The sequence below is a fragment of the Nocardioides aquiterrae genome, from assembly GCF_039526625.1.
Taxonomy (GTDB): domain Bacteria; phylum Actinomycetota; class Actinomycetes; order Propionibacteriales; family Nocardioidaceae; genus Nocardioides; species Nocardioides aquiterrae.
The window spans coordinates 68,302-86,705 of sequence record NZ_BAAAJE010000030.1; the positions used below are offsets into that span (position 1 = coordinate 68,302).

Annotated in this window: 17 protein-coding genes; 6 read left to right on the top strand and 11 right to left on the bottom strand. The window is 73.4% G+C overall.

Going from position 1 to position 18,404, the window contains the following annotated elements:
* Positions 1–6: 6 nt before the first annotated feature.
* Genes ABD086_RS22665 through ABD086_RS22675 form a run of 3 tightly spaced genes read left to right on the top strand, consistent with a single transcriptional unit; the run spans position 7 to position 3,502 of the window.
* On the top strand, positions 7–1,101 hold the full coding sequence (locus ABD086_RS22665) for an energy-coupling factor transporter transmembrane component T (protein ID WP_343910462.1): 1,095 nt from the start codon (positions 7–9) through the stop codon (positions 1,099–1,101).
* Entirely contained in the window at positions 1,098–2,705 is a 1,608-nt protein-coding gene (locus tag ABD086_RS22670; RefSeq protein ID WP_343910464.1) for an ABC transporter ATP-binding protein, read from the top strand. The genes ABD086_RS22665 and ABD086_RS22670 overlap by 4 nt, the downstream gene beginning before the upstream one ends.
* Positions 2,702–3,502 carry an ECF transporter S component gene (locus ABD086_RS22675; RefSeq protein WP_343910466.1) on the top strand — a complete coding sequence of 267 codons (801 nt, stop codon included), beginning with the start codon at positions 2,702–2,704 and terminating at the stop codon, positions 3,500–3,502. The genes ABD086_RS22670 and ABD086_RS22675 overlap by 4 nt, the downstream gene beginning before the upstream one ends.
* Here ABD086_RS22675 and ABD086_RS22680 read toward each other — a convergent pair.
* From ABD086_RS22680 to ABD086_RS22690, 3 genes are read right to left on the bottom strand one after another with little or no spacing between them, the layout of a single operon-like run.
* Entirely contained in the window at positions 3,489–4,655 is a 1,167-nt protein-coding gene (locus ABD086_RS22680; RefSeq protein WP_343910468.1) for a PQQ-dependent sugar dehydrogenase, read from the bottom strand. The genes ABD086_RS22675 and ABD086_RS22680 overlap by 14 nt on opposite strands.
* A gap of 1 nt (position 4,656) precedes the next feature.
* On the bottom strand, positions 4,657–5,571 hold the full coding sequence (locus tag ABD086_RS22685) for an alpha/beta fold hydrolase (RefSeq protein WP_343910469.1): 915 nt from the start codon (positions 5,569–5,571) through the stop codon (positions 4,657–4,659).
* Between the two features lie 24 nt (positions 5,572–5,595).
* Positions 5,596–5,793, bottom strand: a complete 198-nt coding sequence (locus tag ABD086_RS22690) for a hypothetical protein (RefSeq protein ID WP_343910471.1) — start codon at positions 5,791–5,793, stop codon at positions 5,596–5,598.
* 124 nt (positions 5,794–5,917) lie between these two features.
* Between ABD086_RS22690 and ABD086_RS22695 the strand changes: the two genes are divergently transcribed.
* Together ABD086_RS22695 and ABD086_RS22700 are read left to right on the top strand one after the other, a co-directional pair.
* Positions 5,918–6,328 (top strand): NUDIX domain-containing protein, encoded by a 411-nt coding sequence (locus ABD086_RS22695; protein WP_343910473.1) that lies wholly within the window; start codon positions 5,918–5,920, stop codon positions 6,326–6,328.
* A 9-nt stretch (positions 6,329–6,337) separates the two neighbouring features.
* Positions 6,338–6,577 (top strand): glutathione S-transferase family protein, encoded by a 240-nt coding sequence (locus tag ABD086_RS22700; RefSeq protein WP_343910475.1) that lies wholly within the window; start codon positions 6,338–6,340, stop codon positions 6,575–6,577.
* 63 nt (positions 6,578–6,640) lie between these two features.
* Here the strand turns inward: ABD086_RS22700 and ABD086_RS22705 are convergent, their stop codons facing one another.
* From ABD086_RS22705 to ABD086_RS22715, 3 genes are all read right to left on the bottom strand, one after another.
* On the bottom strand, positions 6,641–7,978 hold the full coding sequence (locus ABD086_RS22705; protein ID WP_343910477.1) for a hypothetical protein: 1,338 nt from the start codon (positions 7,976–7,978) through the stop codon (positions 6,641–6,643).
* Positions 7,979–8,213: 235 nt separating this feature from the next.
* Positions 8,214–8,441 carry a hypothetical protein gene (locus tag ABD086_RS22710; RefSeq protein WP_343910479.1) on the bottom strand — a complete coding sequence of 76 codons (228 nt, stop codon included), beginning with the start codon at positions 8,439–8,441 and terminating at the stop codon, positions 8,214–8,216.
* A 645-nt stretch (positions 8,442–9,086) separates the two neighbouring features.
* On the bottom strand, positions 9,087–9,971 hold the full coding sequence (locus tag ABD086_RS22715; protein ID WP_343910481.1) for an EamA family transporter: 885 nt from the start codon (positions 9,969–9,971) through the stop codon (positions 9,087–9,089).
* 46 nt (positions 9,972–10,017) lie between these two features.
* Between ABD086_RS22715 and ABD086_RS22720 the strand changes: the two genes are divergently transcribed.
* Entirely contained in the window at positions 10,018–11,103 is a 1,086-nt protein-coding gene (locus tag ABD086_RS22720; RefSeq protein WP_343910483.1) for a WD40/YVTN/BNR-like repeat-containing protein, read from the top strand.
* Positions 11,104–11,113: 10 nt separating this feature from the next.
* On the opposite strand, the gene ABD086_RS22725 is transcribed toward ABD086_RS22720, so the two are convergent.
* From ABD086_RS22725 to ABD086_RS22745, 5 genes are all read right to left on the bottom strand, one after another.
* A complete protein-coding gene (locus ABD086_RS22725; protein WP_343910485.1) occupies positions 11,114–12,781 on the bottom strand; it encodes an APC family permease in 1,668 nt (555 codons plus the stop codon).
* Positions 12,782–12,865: 84 nt separating this feature from the next.
* Positions 12,866–15,427, bottom strand: coding sequence for a glycoside hydrolase family 65 protein (locus ABD086_RS22730; protein WP_343910909.1), 2,562 nt, complete (start codon positions 15,425–15,427; stop codon positions 12,866–12,868).
* Positions 15,428–15,453: 26 nt separating this feature from the next.
* A complete protein-coding gene (locus ABD086_RS22735; RefSeq protein ID WP_343910487.1) occupies positions 15,454–16,188 on the bottom strand; it encodes an HAD family hydrolase in 735 nt (244 codons plus the stop codon).
* Between the two features lie 9 nt (positions 16,189–16,197).
* A complete protein-coding gene (locus ABD086_RS22740; protein WP_343910489.1) occupies positions 16,198–17,919 on the bottom strand; it encodes a hypothetical protein in 1,722 nt (573 codons plus the stop codon).
* A gap of 20 nt (positions 17,920–17,939) precedes the next feature.
* On the bottom strand, positions 17,940–18,380 hold the full coding sequence (locus ABD086_RS22745) for a hypothetical protein (RefSeq protein WP_343910491.1): 441 nt from the start codon (positions 18,378–18,380) through the stop codon (positions 17,940–17,942).
* Positions 18,381–18,404 lie beyond the last annotated feature (24 nt).

Consider the following 18,404-nt stretch of genomic DNA (forward strand, 5'->3'; position numbering starts at 1 on the left):
GTGAGCGTGGACCGCTTGCCCCGTGACCTGCACCCCGTCGCCTGGTGGGTGTGGGCGCTCGGGCTCGCGGTCGCGGCGTCGTTCACGACCAACCCGCTGATCCTGCTGATGCTGGTCGGCGTCGCGGCGACCACGGTGTCGCTGCGGCGCTCGGACCAGCCGTGGGGGCGGTCCTTCCGCCTCTACGTCTGGCTGGGCGTCGTGATCATCGGCGTCCGGCTGGCGTTCTGGGTCGTCTTCGGCGGCTGGACCGGCGGCCGGGTGCTGCTCGACCTGCCGGAGGTCCCGCTGCCGGACTGGGTCGCCGGCATCACGCTGCTCGGCCCGCTGTACGCCGAGGCGCTGCTGTTCGCGTTGTACGACGGGCTGCGGCTGGCCACGATCGTGATGTGCGTGGGTGCGGCGAACTCCGTGGCGAACCCCAAGCGCCTGCTGCGCTCGGTCCCGCCCGCGCTCTACGAGATCGGCACCGCGCTGGTCGTGGCGGTCACGGTGCTGCCGCAGTTCGCCGACAGCGCCCGCCGGGTGCGCGCCGCGCAGGCCCTGCGGGCGGGGGAGACCGGCCGGGTGCGGCGGCTGCGGCGGTTCCTCGTGCCGGTGCTCGAGGACGCCCTGGAGCGCTCGCTCGCGCTGGCCGCCGGCATGGACACCCGGTGCTACGGCCGGACGAGCGGCGTGAGCCGCGCCCAGCGGCGGACCACCGGAGGCCTGATGCTCCTCGGCCTCGGCGGCATCTGCGTCGGCACCTACGCCGTCCTGGACACCACCGCGCCGCGCATGCTCGCGCTGCCGATGCTCGGGCTGGGCGTCGCCGCCGCGCTGGCCGGGATGCTCAGCGCCGGCCGCCGGGTCGAGCGCAGCCGCTACCGGCCCGACCCCTGGCGCTGGCCGGAGCTGGCCGTCGTCGGCAGCGGTGTGCTGGTGACCGCACTCGGCTGGTGGGTCAACGCGCACCAGCCCACGGTCGCCTACCCGGCCCTCGACGCGTTCCCCCCGGTGAGCGGGGCGGCACTCCTGATGGCCGTGGTCGGCCTGCTCGGCCCGCTCTGCTCGCCGCCGACGCGGCTGGCGGCCCCGTCGGCCGAGGCGGCGGTCGCGTGATCGAGCTGCGCGGGATCCGGTTCCGGTACGACGACGCGGTGTCGGCACCCCCGATCCTCGCGGGCGTCGACCTGGCGATCGACGAGGGCGAGCTGGTGCTGGTCTCCGGCCCGACCGGCGTCGGCAAGTCCACGCTGCTCGGCGTCGTGACCGGACTGGTGCCGCGCTTCAGCGGCGGCACCCTGGACGGCGACCTGCTGCTCGACGGCGCCAGCATCGTGCACGCCCCGCCGCGCGAGCGCGCACACGCGATCGGGTACGTCGGGCAGAACCCGGCCGCCGGCTTCGTCACCGACACCGTCGAGGAGGAGCTCGCGTACGGCATGGAGCAGCTCGGGCTGCCCGCCGACACGATGCGCCGCCGGGTGGAGGAGACGCTCGACCTGCTCGGGATCGCCGACCTGCGCGCCCGCGACCTGCGCACGCTCTCCGGCGGCCAGCAGCAGCGGGTGGCGATCGGGTCGGTGCTCACGATGCACCCGCGGCTGCTGGTCCTCGACGAGCCGACGTCGGCGCTCGACCCCACCGCCGCCGAGGAGGTGCTCGCGACGCTGACCCGGCTGGTGCACGACCTCGGTGTCTCGGTGCTGCTCGCCGAGCATCGGCTGGAGCGGGTCGTGCCGTTCGCGGACCGGATGTGCCTGCTGACCGGCGACGGCCGGATGCACGTGGGCGAGCCCGGCGAGCTGCTGGTCGACTCGCCCGTCGTACCCCCGATCGTGGAGCTCGGCCGGGCCGCGGGCTGGGACCCGCTGCCGCTGAGCGTGCGCGACGCCCGCCGCCACGCCCGCGGGCTCGCCGAGCGGCTGCGGCCGCCGCCGGCCGCCGACCCTGCGGGGGAGTCGGCCGGGGAGTCGGCCGTGGACGTGCGCGGCCTCTCGGTCGTGCACGGCCGCACCGTCGCGCTGCGCGACGTCGATCTCACGCTCGGCGCCGGCCGGGTGACCGCGCTGATGGGCCGCAACGGCGCCGGGAAGTCGTCGCTGATCTGGGCCCTCCAGGGCAGCGGCCGCCGCTCGGGCGGCCGGGTGTCCGTCGGCGGTGTGGACCCGAAGGAGCTGGACGCCGCCGGGCGCCGGTCGCTGGTCGGGCTGGTGCCGCAGAACGCCGCGGACCTGCTCTACCTCGAGACCGTCGGCGAGGAGTGCGCCGCCGCCGACGGCGGCACGGGCGCCGGCCGGGCGCTGCTGGGCCGGCTGGTGCCGGGCATCCCCGACGACCAGCACCCGCGCGACCTCTCCGAGGGGCAACGACTCGCCCTGACCCTCGCGCTGGTGCTGGCGACCCGCCCGCGGGTGCTGCTGCTCGACGAGCCGACCCGGGGGCTCGACTACGCCGCCAAGCACGTGCTCGCCGGGATCCTGCGCGGCCTGGCGGACGACGGCCACGCCGTGCTGGTGGCCACCCACGACGTGGAGTTCGTCGCCCAGGCGGCCGACGACGTCGTCGTGCTGGCCGACGGCGACGTGGTGTCGTCCGGGCCGGTGCGGCGGGTGGTGGCCGAGTCGCCGTCGTTCGCACCCCAGGTCACGAAGGTCCTCGGACCCCCGTGGCTGCGGGTGGACGAGGTCGCCCGACAGCTGGCGGAGCTGGGCGCGTCGTGACCGCGGTCCGCATCTCGCCGCGCTCGCTGCTGGTGCTCCTCGTCGCCTCGGCGGCGGGGCTGGCGATGCTGTGCTGGCCGCTGCTGCTCCGGGTGCACGACGGGACGCGCGTCGACCCGCCGTTCCTCTTCCTCGGGCTGCTGCCGGTGGTGCTCGCCGTGGTGCTCGCCGAGCTCAACGAGGGCGGCCTGGACCCGCGGGTGCTGGCGATCCTCGGCGTGCTCAGCGCGGCCAACGCGATCCTGCGCGGCATCTCGCCCGGCACGGCCGGCGTCGAGCTGACGTTCTTCCTGCTGATCCTCGCCGGGCGGGTGTTCGGGCCCGGCTTCGGGTTCGTGCTCGGCTGCACGTCGCTGTTCGCGTCCGCGCTGATGACCGCCGGGGTCGGGCCGTGGCTGCCGTACCAGATGCTCTGCGCCGCCTGGGTGGGGATGGGCGCCGGCCTGCTCCCGCGGTCGGTCACCGGGCGTGGCGAGGTCGCGATGCTGGCGGCGTACGGCGTGGTGTCGGCGTACCTCTACGGGCTGCTCATGAACCTGTCCGGCTGGCCGTTCATCGCCGGGATCGTCGTCGAGGGCCACGAGGGCTCGCTGGCGTACGTCGCGGGCGCGCCGGTGCTGGAGAACCTGCACACGTTCCTCGTCTACACCCTGCTCACGTCGACCGGGAGCTGGGACACCGCGCGGGCGATCACGAACGCCGTCGCGGTGGCCGTGCTCGGGCCGGCGATCCTCACCACCCTGCGGCGGGCGTCGCGGCGGGCGACGGTGACCGGCGAGGTCGTCACGGGTCGATGAGGAGGATCCGGTCGTCGCCCGGCTGCGGGTCGCCGCGGCCGTCCCGGTTGCTGGTGCTGACCCAGAGCTTCCCGTCCGGCGTGACGACCACCGTGCGCATCCGGCCGTACTTCCCCACGAAGTAGTCGACCGGGTGCGAGGCGTGGTCGCCGTGCACGTCGACCCGCCACAGCCGCTGGCCGCGCAGCGACGCCATCCAGAGGTGGCCGTCGAGGTAGGCCAGGCCGGACGGCGACGCCACGTCGGTCGACCAGACGACCTGCGGGTTGGTGAGCCCCGCGCCCTCGCCGCGGCCCTCGACCATCGGCCACCCGTAGTTGTGGCCCTTCTCGATCAGGTTGAGCTCGTCGTAGGTGTTCCACCCGAACTCCGAGGCCCAGAGCCGGTCGTCGCCGTCGAACGCGAGGCCCTGGACGTTGCGGTGGCCGTAGGACCAGATCTGCGAGTCCGGGAAGGGGTTGCCGGGGGCCGGCTTCCCGTCGGTCGTCATCCGCAGGATCTTGCCCGCCAGCGTGGTCTTGTCCTGGGCGAGCTCGCCGTCGCCGGTCTCGCCGGTGGAGGCGTAGAGGTAGCCGTCGGGCCCGAACGCGAGGCGGCCGCCGTCGTGGATGAAGCCGTTCGGGATGCCGTCCAGGATCACCGTGGTCGGGCCGAGCTGCCCGCCCTCGAGCCTCGCCTTCACGATCCGGTTGTCGGCGGCGGTGCTGTGGTAGAAGTAGAGGAGGTGGTCGCGGCCGAAGTCCGGCGACACCGCGACGCCGAGCAGACCGGCCTCGCCGCCCTGGTCGCCCAGCGGCACGGCCGCGCTGATCAGCCCGACCTGCCGGACGTCGTACGACGACCCGTCGACCAGCAGCACCTTGCGGGTGTCGCGCTCGGTGACCACCGCGTCGCCGTCCGGCAGGAACGCGATGCCCCACGGCGCCGCGAGCCCGGTCGCGACGGTCCGCACGACCTTCGGCGGGGTGTCGTCGACCGACGGCGTGTTGTCGCCGGTCGGCTTCGACGGGGTGGTGGACGGCGAGGACGGCGATCGGGGCGTCGCCGTGACGGTGTCGCCGGGGGAGGACGACGGTGGCTCGTCGTCGCTGCAGGGGGTGAGGAGGGCCGCCGTCAGGGCGGCAGCGGTGACCAGCGCGGCGGACCGTCCCATGTCACCCGACTCTACGCAGGAACTCCCGGAGCAGGTCGTGCACGCGGTCGGGATGCTCCATCTGCAGGAAGTGGGAGCCGCTCAGCTCGACGTAGACCGCGTCCGCCATCCGCTCTGCGGCGGACGCCATCGCGCGGGCGCCCGCGAGCAGGTCCCAGGTGCCCGCGACGAACACCGCCGGCACCTGCACCCGGCTCAGCGAGATGCGCGGGTGGCGCGAGGTGTGGAGCGCGACGTGGAAGTACCACTCGACCGGTGTCTCGAGGAACGCCGTGATCGCGCGGCGGGCCAGGTCGGGATCGGCCACCGGGAGCATGAACCCGCTGTGGCTGATCAGGTCGATCGCGCGGCGGCCGACGGGCAGCCGGGTCGAGACCGGCGTGACCAGGCGGCCGCCGTGCTTGAGGACGCGGGCGAGGTTCACGGCGACCGCCTTCGCGGCGGCGCGGGGCACGCGTAGCGGGCCGAGCATGGTCGCGAACGTGTCGCCCGGGACGCCGGCGACCGCGAACAGGCCGCTGACCCGCTCCGGGTGCCGCAGCGCGATCTCGAACGCGGTGTTGACGCCCATCGACCAGCCGACCAGCACCGCCCGGTCGATCCCGAAGTGGTCCATCACCGACAGGCCGTCCTCGGCGAACTCCTCGATGCCCACCCGCTCGACGTCGTCGGGCCGGTCGGACCCCCCGGTGCCGCGGTGGTTCCAGGACACGACCCGGACGCCGCAGTCGGCGTCGAGGAAAGCCGGCCACGCCCAGGCGCTCGTCCCGAGGCCGTTGCACAGCAGCACGGTCGGGCCGTCGATCGCGCCGTCGGGGTCGTTGGTCCAGGCGCGCAGCCGGGTGCCGTCGTCGGAGAGGACCTCGTGGTACGCCAGGCGCGGCTCGACCTCGGCGCGGGCAGGGGAGGCGGACATGCCCCCGATTCTGCCCGGTGCGGGTCAGCCGTGCGCGGCGCGGACCGAAGCCTGGGCCGCGGCGCTGGCGGCCAGGTACTCCTCGACCTCCACGAGCTCCGCACGTCGTTGGGCGAGAGCCGTGGAGGCGACCATCGCGTTGCGGCGAGCCCGGAGCTGCGACTCGACCGGCCAACGGCGCGCCGTGTCGACCGGGTGACGAAGGAGGTGGACGACGGACATGGGCGCTCCCGATGATGCGATCCCGAGACGATGTGCGTCTCACCCTAGGCAGCGGGCGATTCCGCCGGGTCAACGCCGTGTGACGGTTGCGTGAACACGACGCCGCCTGGGGCAGGATGCCCGGGTGGACATCGCCCTGGTCATCCCGCTCGAGGGCGAGCGGGTGCACCTGGTCGAGCAGTACCGGCGTCCTGTCGACGCGCGCTCGTGGGAGTTCCCCTCGGGCGACGTCGAGGTGGGGGAGTCGCCCACCGATGCCGCCGCCCAGGAGCTCCGTGAGGAGACCGGCCTCGTGGCCGGATCCCTCGTCCCCCTCGGCGTCGTCGACGTGCACCCCAGCACGCTCTCGGACCGCTGCCACGTCGTCCTCGCCACCGGGCTCGTGGCCGGCCCTCCCGACCGGGACGCGGGCGAGCAGGACATGCGGTCGGCCTGGTTCACGCGCTCCGAGCTGCACACGATGGTGCGCGACGGCGTGCTCGCCGACGCCAAGTCGCTGGCGGCGTACGCGCTGCTGCTGGTGCGGGAGGCGTAGCGTGGCACGGTGACCGACGACATCACGAACGACGACCCCCGGACCGAGCTGGCCCGCGTCGAGCGACAGATCGAGGATCTGCGACAGGTCGCCCGCGACCTCCGAGCCAGTCTCAACGACGCCGGCCCGACCGACCCGGAGGACCGCTCACTGGTGATCAGCCAGGCCGAGGAGCAGGAAGCGATCATCGCCGAGCTCGAGCAGCGCCGCCGCCACCTCCGGGAACAGCTCGGGGAAGGCAATCCGTAGCGCACCGTGCACGGCGTTCGCCCACCTGTCGCCCTCCCGACTGCGGTCGGCTGAGTGGTTGAGTCAGGCGGCAGCACGCCTCGTGTTCGCCGCCGCGAGCGTCGCGTGGTGACGGAGCACGACCTCGCACCTGGTCGTGACCTCGGCCGAGCAGGTGTCGCGGCCGCCGAAGCCGTCCGCGGAGTCCGTTCCGGGCCCGCCGACCAGGACGTCGTCCGTGCGGTCTCCGCCGGTCAGGCGGTCGTCCCCGGCATTGCCGTAGACCTTCGTACGCGCGCAGCGCGTCGACGCGCCGTCCCAGCGGAGCACGTCGTCGCCAGCCCTTCCTCGCACCACGCCCGGACAGCCGTGCCACGTGATCGTGTTGTCCCCGGCGTCGCCCGAGATGCGGGCCGACTCCGCCGCGACATCGAGGTCTTCCCACCCGGGGATGCGGTTCTGCGGCGAGCCGTCGTTGGTGAAGGAGTAGTCGAAGCGCTCGTCAGCGAGATCGAACCGGACCTGCTCCCGGTACGCCTGGACCCGCAGGAGGTCGGTCCCTGGACCACCGTCGAGCGGACCGCCGTCGAGCGGACCGCCGGCGTGGACCACCGCCACCGGCCTGCGGACATGGACTCCGGACAGCCTCAGGACGTCGTCCCCGCCGCCCATGTCGACGCTGCGGACCAGGCCCTGGGGGGCGACGAGGAGCCGCTCATCGAGGTCGGACCCGACGAACGCCAGCCGGGTCCTGCCTGAGATCTCGGCCCTGAACTGGATGTCCTCCGCGCCGGTTGCATTGACCGTGCGCGGACGGGAGGGCGCCTCGGAGGTGGTCATGTCGAGTGACCACAGGCCCACGGCCACCGCATCGACGAGCAGGTGGTCGGCGCCGGGGCCCAGGTCGATCTCGTCGTGCGACTCGGCAGGATCGTGGACCCTGAGCCAGTCGTGGCCGTCACCGGTGCTGATCTGGTCGTCGCCCGGACTGCCGCGGCCGAACCCGAGGTCGACGTTGTCGGCGCCGACGGCGCCGATCACCACGTCATCTCCGTTGCCGGGTTCGATGCTCCCGAAGACCTGCGGATCCAGGTCTCCGCTGCGGTCGATCACGTCGTCTCCGGCCCCTGCGCCGACGTACACGTCGACCTGGTCGGGACCCGTCGCCGTGTTCGTCGTGTTCGTCGTGCAGACGACATCGTCCCCGGCCCGCGCGTCAATGCTGACGGCGCCATTGCTGACGATGACGTCTGGACCATCGGTCCCGACCACGGGCTGGCCCGGTTCTCCGACGATCGTCGCCGACTGGCCCCGGCACACCGCCGGCTCCGGAGCAGCTCCGACCGCTTGCGGCCCCACCGCGCCCGCCAAGCCGATGGCTGCCGAGATCCCGAAGGCTGCCAGGTACCCGAGGTCGGCCATGGCCGCAGGCTAGCCACGATTCGGCGGGCTGACGTCCGGATCCGGGGCGCGATCCGAGCGGACGGAGACACGCCTGGTCCGCGCACGTTGATGGCCCCGCCGGCCGTGGTCGGCGGGGTCCTGGTCAGTTGATATGTCGCTGGCCGTGCGGGTCGGTCCACACGAACCCGGTGCCGGGTTCCCAGCTGGTCGGTGGGCCGGTAGGCCTCGGTGGACAGCTCCGCGGCCAGGTCGATCACCGGGCGGACGGTGACCCCTCGTCGATCGTGGGGGCGCCGTCGCCGGCGATCTCCAGGTCCCGCATCCCCCACTCGATGCTGATGTCCACCTCGTCGCCGGGGTGCAGCTCCACCCACTCGACCGCGAGCTGGAGTTTGTCGATCTCGGCCCGAGTCACCGTGGCCTGGCGTTCGCGGGCGGCGTCGATCACCTGCTGTTCGCGGGTGACCGGCGGGGTGTTCATGGGTCTACTCAAGCACTGGCCACCGACATCGCCTCTGGCGAGAATCCCCTGTGTCCACAGGGGTTCTGAGCATCGTGAGTTTCAGGGTCGTGTGCCTGAGACCGCGCTATAGCGCGGTCTCAGGCACACGACCCGAAAGCCGCGGCCAGCGAGCCGGGAGCCGGCCGCAACCACCCACCCGCCGGCCCGCTTCGCTGCGTTGTCGGTCGCAACCGAAGACCACCCGGAAGACGTCGGCAGTCACCCCGGCTTCCGGGGTCTCGACGAGCTCGACCAACCGAGCGGCGGCCAGCAAGCCGGGCGCTGGCCGCAACCGCCCACCCACCGTCCCCGTTCGCTGCCATAGCGGTCGCAACCGGAGGCCACCCGCAGGCCGCGGGCAGTCGCCCGGCTTCCGGGGTCTCGACGAGCTCGACCAACGAGCAACCCGGGAGCCCACCGCAAGCACCCACTCGCCGGGCCGGTTCGCTGCCACTGCGGTCCCAACCGGAGGCCACCCGGAGACGCCGGCAGTCGCTCGGCTTCCGGGGTCTCGACGAGCTCGACCAACGAGCAACCCGGCAGCCGACCGCGACCACCCGCTCGCCGTACCCGCTTCGCTGCCATAGCGGTCGCAACCGAAGATCACCCGCAGCGAACGCCGACTCAGTCCGGGACCGGCTGCGCCACCACCCGCGACGACCGGGTCGCGCCGACAGAGGCGACGACGACGCAGGCCATCGCGACCCACTGGGCCGCGGTGAGGAACTCGCCCAGCACGAGCATGCCGGCGAGGGCGGCGGCGGCGGGCTCGAGGCTCATCAGGATGGAGAACGCCGCGGGGGCGATGCTGCGCAGGGCCACCAGCTCGCAGCTGTACGGGATGACCGAGGAGAGCAGGCCCACGACGGCGCCGAGGACGAGGATCCGCGGGTCGGCGAGGTCGTGCGCGCCGACGCCGACGGCGGCGGGCAGGAGGAGCAGCGCGGCGACGACGGAGGCGACCGCGAGCCCGTCGAACCCCGGCCAGCGGCGCCCGGTCTGGACGCTGAGCAGGATGTACGCGGCCCAGCAGGCCCCGGCCAGCAGCGCGAACGCCACGCCGGCCACGGTCAGCGACCCGCCGCCGGAGAGCCCCGAGAGCCCCAGCAGCGCGATGCCGAGCCCGGCCAGCGCCACCCACAGCAGGTCGCGCAGCCGGCGCGACAACACGACCGCGAGAGTCAGCGGACCCAGGAACTCCAGCGTCACCGCGACGCCGAGCGGGATCCGTGCGAACGCCTGGTAGAACGACCAGTTCATCACCCCGAGCGAGACGCCGAACCCGAGCACGACGTACCAGTCCTCTCGGCTCCGGCCGCGCAGCACCGGCCGGGCGACCGCGACGAGCAGCAGCGCGCTCGTCGCCAGCCGCAGCCAGACGACCGTGGTCGGGCCGGCCTGGTCGAAGGTCGACTTCGCGACCGAGGCGCCGAACTGCACCGACAGGATCCCGATCAGGACCAGCCAGACCGGCGAGACCAGGCGGAGCGATGAGTTCCGGGTGGCCACCGAGTCAACCTAGCGGCAGAGTAGAGGCGCGAGATCGGAGGGCGAGATGGCAGACCGCACGCTGGTGATGGTCGGGACCCGCAAGGGCCTGTGGATCGGAACCTCGGACGAGGCGCGTGAGGAGTGGGAGTTCACGGGGCCGCACTTCGACATGGAGGAGGTGTACTCCTGCCTCATCGACACGCGGGGTGCGCCGCGCCTGCTCGCCGGGGCGTCCTCGAGCTGGCTCGGCCCGCAGGTGTGGCGGTCCGACGACCTCGGGGCGAGCTGGCAGGAGACGCCGAACGGCGCGGTCCGGTTCCCCGACGACACCGGCGCGAAGGTCGAACGCGTCTGGCAGCTGGTGCCCGGCTCCGAGGACGGCGTCGTGTACGCCGGCACCGAGCCGGCCGCGGTGTTCCGCTCGACCGACCGAGGCGAGACGTTCGGCCTCGAGCGGGCGCTCTGGGACCACCCGCACCGCCCCGAGTGGAACGCCGGCTTCGGCGGCCAGGCGTTCCACACCGTGCTGCCGCACCCGGCCGACCCGCTCAGCGTGACCGCGGCGCTGAGCACCGGCGGGGTCTACCAGACCAGCGACGGCGGGCGCAGCTGGGAGCCGCGCAACCACGGGATCCGGGCCGAGTTCCTGCCCGAGGGGCAGCAGTACCCCGAGTTCGGCCAGTGCGTGCACAAGGTCACCCGCCACCCGGCCCGCCCCGAGCGGATGTACCTGCAGAACCACGGCGGCGTCTACCGCTCCGACGACCACGGCGGGTCCTGGACGTCGATCGCCGACGGGCTGCCGGCGGACTTCGGGTTCCCGATCGTCGTGCACCCGCACGAGCCGGACACGGTCTTCGTCTTCCCGCTCGACGGCAGCGCGGGACGCTACCCGCCCCAGGCGCGGGCGCGGGTCTGGCGGTCCCGGGACGCCGGCGAGACCTGGGACGAGCTCGGCGACGGGCTGCCGGACGCGTTCTACGTGGCCGTGATGCGCGACGCGATGTGCGCCGACGACCACGAGCGGGCCGGCCTGTACTTCGGCGCGCGCAACGGGGCGGTGTGGGGATCGGCCGACGAGGGCGCGACCTGGCGCCAGCTCGTCGTCGACCTCCCGGACGTGATGTGCGTCCGGGCGGCCGCCCTCTGAGCGGACCCCGTCAGGCCCGGTCGAGCTCCTGCTCCTCGAGCTCGGACTCGGCGCGCGAGCGCTCGACGTGCTCCTCGATCTCGGCGGTCGGCAGCGGCGAGCGGTAGGCGAGGACGTAGATCGCGACCGAGAACACGAAGATGATCGGGATCGCGGTGCTGAAGCTCAGCATCATCTGGTTGCCGGCCGCCGGCTCCGGGTAGTTGCCGAGCCACGAGATGACCAGCAGGCCGAGCAGCCACGGGACCACCCAGGTCGCGCCGGCCCGCAGGTCCAGCTTGGGCGTGTCCTGGCCGAGCACGTGGTAGATCGGCAGCAGCACGAAGCCGATCGCCACGGCGACCGCGAGCTTCCACACGATGTCCCAGCCGGACCAGTAGATGATCAGGTTCGAGGCCCAGAACGCGAGGACCGGGATCACGTGGCCGCCGGGGAGGCGGAACGGGCGCTCCTGGTCGGGGAGCCGCTTGCGCAGCGCGGCCAGGACCAGCGGCCCGGAGGAGAAGGACAGCACGGTCGCCGAGGTGATGAACCCGACCAGCTGCTGCCAGCTGGGGAACGGCAGGAACACGATCAGGCCGACGAAGAAGGTCACCAGCAGCGAGATGAAGGGCACGCCGCGGCTGGTCGTGCGGGCCAGCACCTGGGGCGCGTTGCCGTTGCGGGCCATCGCATAGGAGATCCGCGAGGTGACGGTCGTGTAGATCAGGCCGGTGTCGCCGGGGGAGATGATCGCGTCGGCGTACAGCAAGATCGCGAGCCAGCTCAGCCCGAGCAGCGTGGCGAGCGCGGCCAGCGGACCGAAGTCGTTCTGGAAGCTGAGGTCGGCCCAGCCGCCGGAGTCCGACAGGGTGCCCGGGTCGAGCGCGCCGATGAACGCGAACTGCAGGGCGATGTAGATGAGCCCGGTGATGAGCACCGACCCGATCACCGACAGCGGCACGTTGCGGCGCGGGTTGTCGGTCTCGCCGGCGAGCTCGATGCCCTGGCGGAACCCGAGGTAGGAGAACACGATCCCGGAGGTCGCGATCGCGGTGAACACGCCGTGCCAGCCCTCCGGCTTGAACCCGTGGCTGGTGAAGTTCTCGCCGTGGAACGCGGTGACGAGGAACGCCGCGATCACCAGCAGGATGATGAAGATCTTCCAGCCGACCAGCACGTTGTTGATCCGCGCGAACCACTTGATGCCGTAGTAGTTCACGATGACGAAGACCGCCATCAGCAGCACCGCGGCGACGTAGCCGAGGCCGGTCAGGGTGTAGACCGACTCCCCGTTGACCGTGTGCTCCGCGGTGAACGGCGCGTACTTGGTGCCGTACTGCAGCGCCGCCATCACCTCGATCGGTGCGGTCGTGGCCACCGCGACCCAGGTGATCCAGCCGGCCGTGTAGCTGGCGAAGGAGCCGAACGCGAGGTGGGGGAACCGCACGACGCCGCCGGACAGCGGGAACATCGTGCCCAGCTCGGCGTACACCAGCGCGATCAGCAGGATCATCACGCCGCCGAGGGCCCAGGAGATGATCGCCGCGGGGCCGGCCTGCTGGGCGGCGTTGAGCGCGCCGAAGAGCCACCCGGAGCCGATGATCGAGCCGACGCTGGCGAACAGCAGCCCGACGACGCCGACGTGGCGTTTGAGGTTGGGCCCGGTGTCCTGCAGGTCCTCGGTAGCGCTGGTCATCCGGACTCCTCGGTGCCGAGACGGTGGAAAAGGCCCCGCCCTACGTGCCCGGGCGCCACCGGGTGCAAACGTCGGCGCGGCGGGTCAGCTCTGCGGGACCTGCGGCGCCAGGGAGGGGGCGTCGAGCAGGGGGACCGGGATCTCGCCGGTGGTGGCGTCGGTCTCGTCCGGCGGGTGGATGGGCTCGGGCACGCCGGCGGTGATCGTGCTGCCGTCGGCGCGCTGGCCGCCCACGATCGGCCGGTCGCCGAGCAGGCCGTCGATCCGCTCGCCCTGGTCGACGAGCTCGACCTCGACCGGGGCGTCCGGCGCGACGACGTGCTCGAGGCCGCGCACGGTGAGCGGGACCGGGTCGTCGCCCGCGACCACGGAGAACCGGATGCGGTCCGTGGTGAGCTCGACCAGCACCCGGGTGCCCCGCCAGCAGAACCGGAACGTCAGCCGGTCCCACGTCACCGGGAGGCGGGGGTCGAAGCTGAGCCGGCCCCCGTAGTCCCGCATCCCCCCGAAGCCGAACGCGAGCGCGCTCCACACGCCGCCGCACGACGCGACGTGCAGGCCGTCGACCGTGTTGCCGTGCAGGTTCACCAGGTCGACGTACAGCGCCTGGTGGAAGTAGTTGAGGGCCGCCTCGTGGTAGCCCACCTCGGCGGCGATCACCGACTGCACGACCGCGGACAGCGTGGAGTCGCCGGTGGTGATCGGGTCGTAGTACTCGAAGTCCGCCCGCTTCTCCTCGAGCGTGAACCGGTCACCCTGCAGGAAGAGCGCGAGCACGACGTCGGCCTGCTTGAGCACCTGGAAGCGGTAGATCACCAGCGGGTGGAAGTGCAGCATCAGCGGGAACAGCTCGTCCGGCGTCTGCGAGAGGTCCCACACCTCGCGGTCGAGGAAGTAGTCGTCCTGCGGGTGGATGCCCAGGCCCTCGTCGTACGGGATCGTCATCCCGTCCGCGCAGCGCTGCCACTCCTCGGCCTCGGCGGGGTCGAGCTTCAGCCGTGAGACCACCCGCACGTAGTCGTCGGGGTGCTGGTCGCGGATCCACGCGAGCGCGGCCACGGCCTGCTCGAGGTTGAAGCGGGCCATCACGTTCGTGAACAGGTTGTTGTTCACGACCGTCGTGTACTCGTCCGGCCCGGTGACCCCGTGGATGTGGAACGACGGCTCGCCGTTGCTGCGCCAGAAGCCGAGGTCGGCCCACATCCGCGAGGTCTCGACGAGGATGTCGATGCCCTCGCGCACGAGGAATCCCTCGTCGCCGGTCGCGGCGACGTACTTGATCAGCGCGTAGGCGATGTCGGCGTTGATGTGCACCTGCGCGGAGCCGGCGGCGTAGTACGCGGAGGCCTCCTCGCCGTTGATGGTGCGCCAGGGGTACATCGCGCCGCTCTGCGCCATCTCGCGGGCGCGCTCGCGCGCGGCCGGCAGCATCAGCGACCGGAAGTGCAGCGCGTTCCGCGCGATCTCGGGGTTCGTGTAGCTGAGGAACGGGACGACGTAGATCTCGGTGTCCCAGAAGTAGTGGCCCTCGTAGCCGGAGCCGGTCACGCCCTTCGCCGGTACGCCGAGGCCGTCGATGCGCCCGGTGGCCTGCGCGAGGCTGAACAGGTTGAAGCGGATCGCCTGCTGCACCGCCCGGTGCTCGTCGGTCTCGCCGTCGGTCTCGCCGCCGATCTCGACGTCGGCGCCGGCCCAGAAGTCGGCGTACCAGGCGCGCTGGTCCTCGACGTACTGCGCGACCCCGTGCCGCTTGACCCGGTCGAGGGTCCGGTCGCACCGGTCCGAGAGCTCGCGGACCGGCACGCCGCGCGAGGTGTGGTAACTGACGGTCTTCGTCAGCCGCAGCGGGTGGCCCTGCCTGGCGTCGACCCGGAACACCGCCTTCGCCTGGTCGTCGTCGGCGCGGTGGAGGATCTCGTGCTCGTCGTCGGTCTCGAGCACGTGGTCGGCCGCGACGGCGAGCCGCATGCCCGAGTGGGCGCACTGGTAGCCGAGCAGCATCCGGTCGTCGCTCGCGTAGCTCATCCGCGGCTCCAGGACCCGCTCGGCGAAGACGGCCGTCTTGCGCGGGTCGAGGGCCGTCGTCAGCTGCTGCGGCATGCGGTACTCGTCCATGCCGTCCTGGCGGTTGAGGATCTGCGACGAGATCACGATCGGCGCGTCGCCGGTCAGCACCTCCACCTCGAGCGTCATCACCGCCAGGTGACGCTGCGTCATCGAGACCATCCGCGTCGAGTCGATGCGGACCCGCTTGCCGGACGGCGTGCGCCAGAGCAGCCGCCGCCGCAGCACGCCGTCGCGGAAGTCGAGCCGCCGCTCGTAGTGCTCGAGGTCGGCGGTCCCGAAGGTCAGCGGCTCGTCGTCGACGTAGATCTTGAGGACCTTGGTGTCCGGCGCGTTGACGATCGTCTGGCCGGTGCGGGCGAACCCGAACGCCGCCTCCGCGTGCCGGATCGGCCACGTCTCGTGGAACCCGTTCACGAAGGTGCCGTGCGCGTACGACGGCCGCCCCTCCTCGGGGTTGCCGCGCATGCCGAGGTAGCCGTTGGCGACCGCGAAGAGCGTCTCGGTCACGCCCATGTCCTCGGAGCTGTAGCTGGTCTCGACCAGCGCCCACGGGTCGATCGGGAAGCGGCCGTGGTCCATCGGGTTCGCGCCGACGGTCCGGCGGCTCACCCTGTCACCTGCTGGGCAGCCTCGCCGGGGAGCAGGTCGGCGAGGTCGGCGACGACCACGTCCGCGCCGGCCTCGCGCAGCGCCTGCTCGCCCGCGCCGCGGTCGACGCCGATGACGTGCCCGAACCGGCCGGCCCGGCCGGCGCGCACCCCGGACACCGCGTCCTCGAGCACCACCGATCGCTCCGGGGTCGCGCCCAGCTCGGAGGCGGCGTGCAGGAAGGTGTCCGGCGCGGGCTTGCCCGCGAGGCCGAGGTCGTGCGCGACGGACCCGCTGACGACGGTGTCGAACCGGTCCAGGAGACCGGCCGCCTCGAGCACCGCGGGGGCGTTCGCGGACGAGGAGACCACGCCGAGCCGGGCCCCGAGCGCCGCGAGGTGGTCGAGCAGCCGCACCGAGCCGGGGTACGGCGCGACGCCGTCGCGCGCGAGCACCACGTTGAACGCGTCGTTCTTCCGGTCGCCGAGCTCGCGCACGAGCTCCTCGGACGCCGGGATCCCGCGCGAGGACAGGAAGTCGCGGACCCCGTCGTACCGCGGCTTGCCGTCGACGTGCGCGAAGTAGTCGACGTCGGTGTACGGCGCGGTGTCGCCCTCGCCCTCCCACGACGAGAGGAAGTCGTTGAACATGTCCGACCAGGCCCGCATGTGCACCTCGGCGGTCGGCGTGATCACGCCGTCGAGGTCGAACAGCACGGCCGCCTGGTCCTGCCAGTTCAGGGGAGAGGTCACACCACGAGGCTAGGGGGCGGGCGACTCCGCCGACAGGACCCACGCCACCGGGCGGGCCGGGTCCGGCTCGGCGACGCACACGGTGCCGGTGCGCACCGTGTCGCGCAGCAGCCGCGCGAAGGCCGGGTCCCGCCGCTCGACCCGGGCCAGGACGGCGGCGATCGTCTTGCGCACGGCGGTCCGCGCCCGCTCGGCGGTGGCGCCGGAGCGCCGGTCGCGGCCGGCGAGCCCGGTCGCCCGGCCGAGCTCCTCCAGCAGCGCCTGCCGCTCCAGCACCGCGCGCTCCGACCGGCCGGTGTCGGACCAGGCGTCCGCCTCCTCGATCTCGGCGTCGAGCTCCGCGAGCCGGACGCCGTACGCGCGGCGCGCCGCGTCGTCGAGCACGGGCCCGAGGTCGGCGTCGCGCGGCCCGCCGGCGGCCCCGGCCAGGTCGGCGGCCGCGACCTCGACGCCCGGGTTCGCGAGGAGCTGCCGGAGGTGGTGCAGCCCGCGCAGGTCCGGCAGCGGGAACGTCGCGCCCTCCCACCCGACCGTCCAGGTCTCGCCCGAGGGGCGGAGGTGGGCCCGGCGCCGGACGGGCGCCGCGGCGGCCGGCGGAGCGCCGAGCCGGTCGGCCCACCAGCGGGCGCCGATCCGGCGGTACGCCGCCAGCGCCGCCGCCTGCCGGGAGGGGTCGTCGGTCGCGCGGGCGAGCGCGTCGTCGACCACCCCGTGGAACGAGACGGCGGCCGCGTTGAGCACCGCCCGGCCGGCGTACGGCGTCAGCACGTCCGCGCACTCGGCGGCGAGGTCGGCGCGCCCGGTCGCGGCGGCGACGTACGCGACGCAGCTGACCGTGAGCAGCAGGTCCACGTCCTCGGGGAGCTCGGCCGGCCGGGGGAGCCGGTCGACGACGGCGCCGGCGCGGTCCGGCTCGCCGGCGTCCAGCCAGAACACCGCGGCCTCGGCGAGCACGGAGACGATGCCCTCCGCGTCGCCGTACCCCTCGAACCCGGCGGCCTCCGCCCGCAGCGCGCCGGTGTCGCCGCGCTGCCGCGCGAGGTCGGCGGCGAGGCTGTGCACGACCGCCTCGACGTCCGCCTCGGCGAGCGTCCGGCCCACCTCGACCACCTCGTCGAGCAGCGCGGCGGCGAGGTCGAGGTCCCCGGCGACGAGCGCGTGCATCGCCTGCCGGGACCGCGCGAAGAACGTCACCCGCGGCGACCCCGCCTCGGCGTCCAGGAGCTCGAGGCCGCGCAGCTGGCGCCGTACCGAGACCAGGTCGAGGCACTCCCACGCCGTGGTCAGCCGCCACAGGTGCGCGGTCAGCCGTGCCTCCGGGTCGGCGAGGTGCGCGCTCACGGTCTCCAGCCGGGCGGCCAGGCGGACCCGCTCCGCGAAGTCGTCGGGACCCCAGCGCGCGAGCAGCGCGGCGTCCAGGACGTCGGCGGTGAGGGCCGGGTCGTCGAGGCCCGCGGCCAGCTCCTGCGCCCCGGCGGCGAAGTCCGCCGCCCGGGCCGCCTCGCCGCCGTACACCCACGCCCGCGCGAGCCCGGCCAGCAGCCGGGCCCGCGTCCGGTCGTCGGTCGCGGCGAGCAGCGCCTCGTGGAGGTACGCCGGGACCTCGCCCGGGTGCGCCCCGAAGCCCTGGCCGCGCGGCAGCGCGAGCGCGGCCTCGGCCAGCAGCGCCGGGTCACCGGTCTCCCGGGCCTCCCGGAACGCCGCGACCAGCTGCTCGCGCCTGCCGGACATGAGCGCATCGTAGGGCGGTCTCACGGCCGGGACAGCGCAACCGTCTCCCGGTGCCGGGCCACCGTGGCCTCGTCCCAGTCGCCGGTGCAGTACACCGAGATCTGCGTGACGGTGCCGTCGGTGACGTCGCAGCGCATCAGCTCGCGGCAGTACCAGGTCTGGCCGCGGTCCTCCCACTCCTCCTCGACCTCGAGCAGGAAGCCGGTGGAGGTGTCGTCGAGCCGGGTGCGCGGCACCCGGCCGCCGCCGGGGTGGCCGTCGGTCCGGATCCGCACGCCGGCGTCGCGGCCCTCGGCCTGCAGCCGCCACAGCGGCATCGTGAAGTCGGTGAAGAGGTCGTCGGCGAAGAGCCCCTCGGGGGGCACGTTGGTCTCCAGGAAGCGGACCAGCTCGGCCGCGAGCTCCTGGTTGGTCCGGCTGGCGGTGTTCCTGGGGCCGGTATCGGTGGTGTCGGTGGTCATGCCCCGGAGGCGTGACCTCGGCGG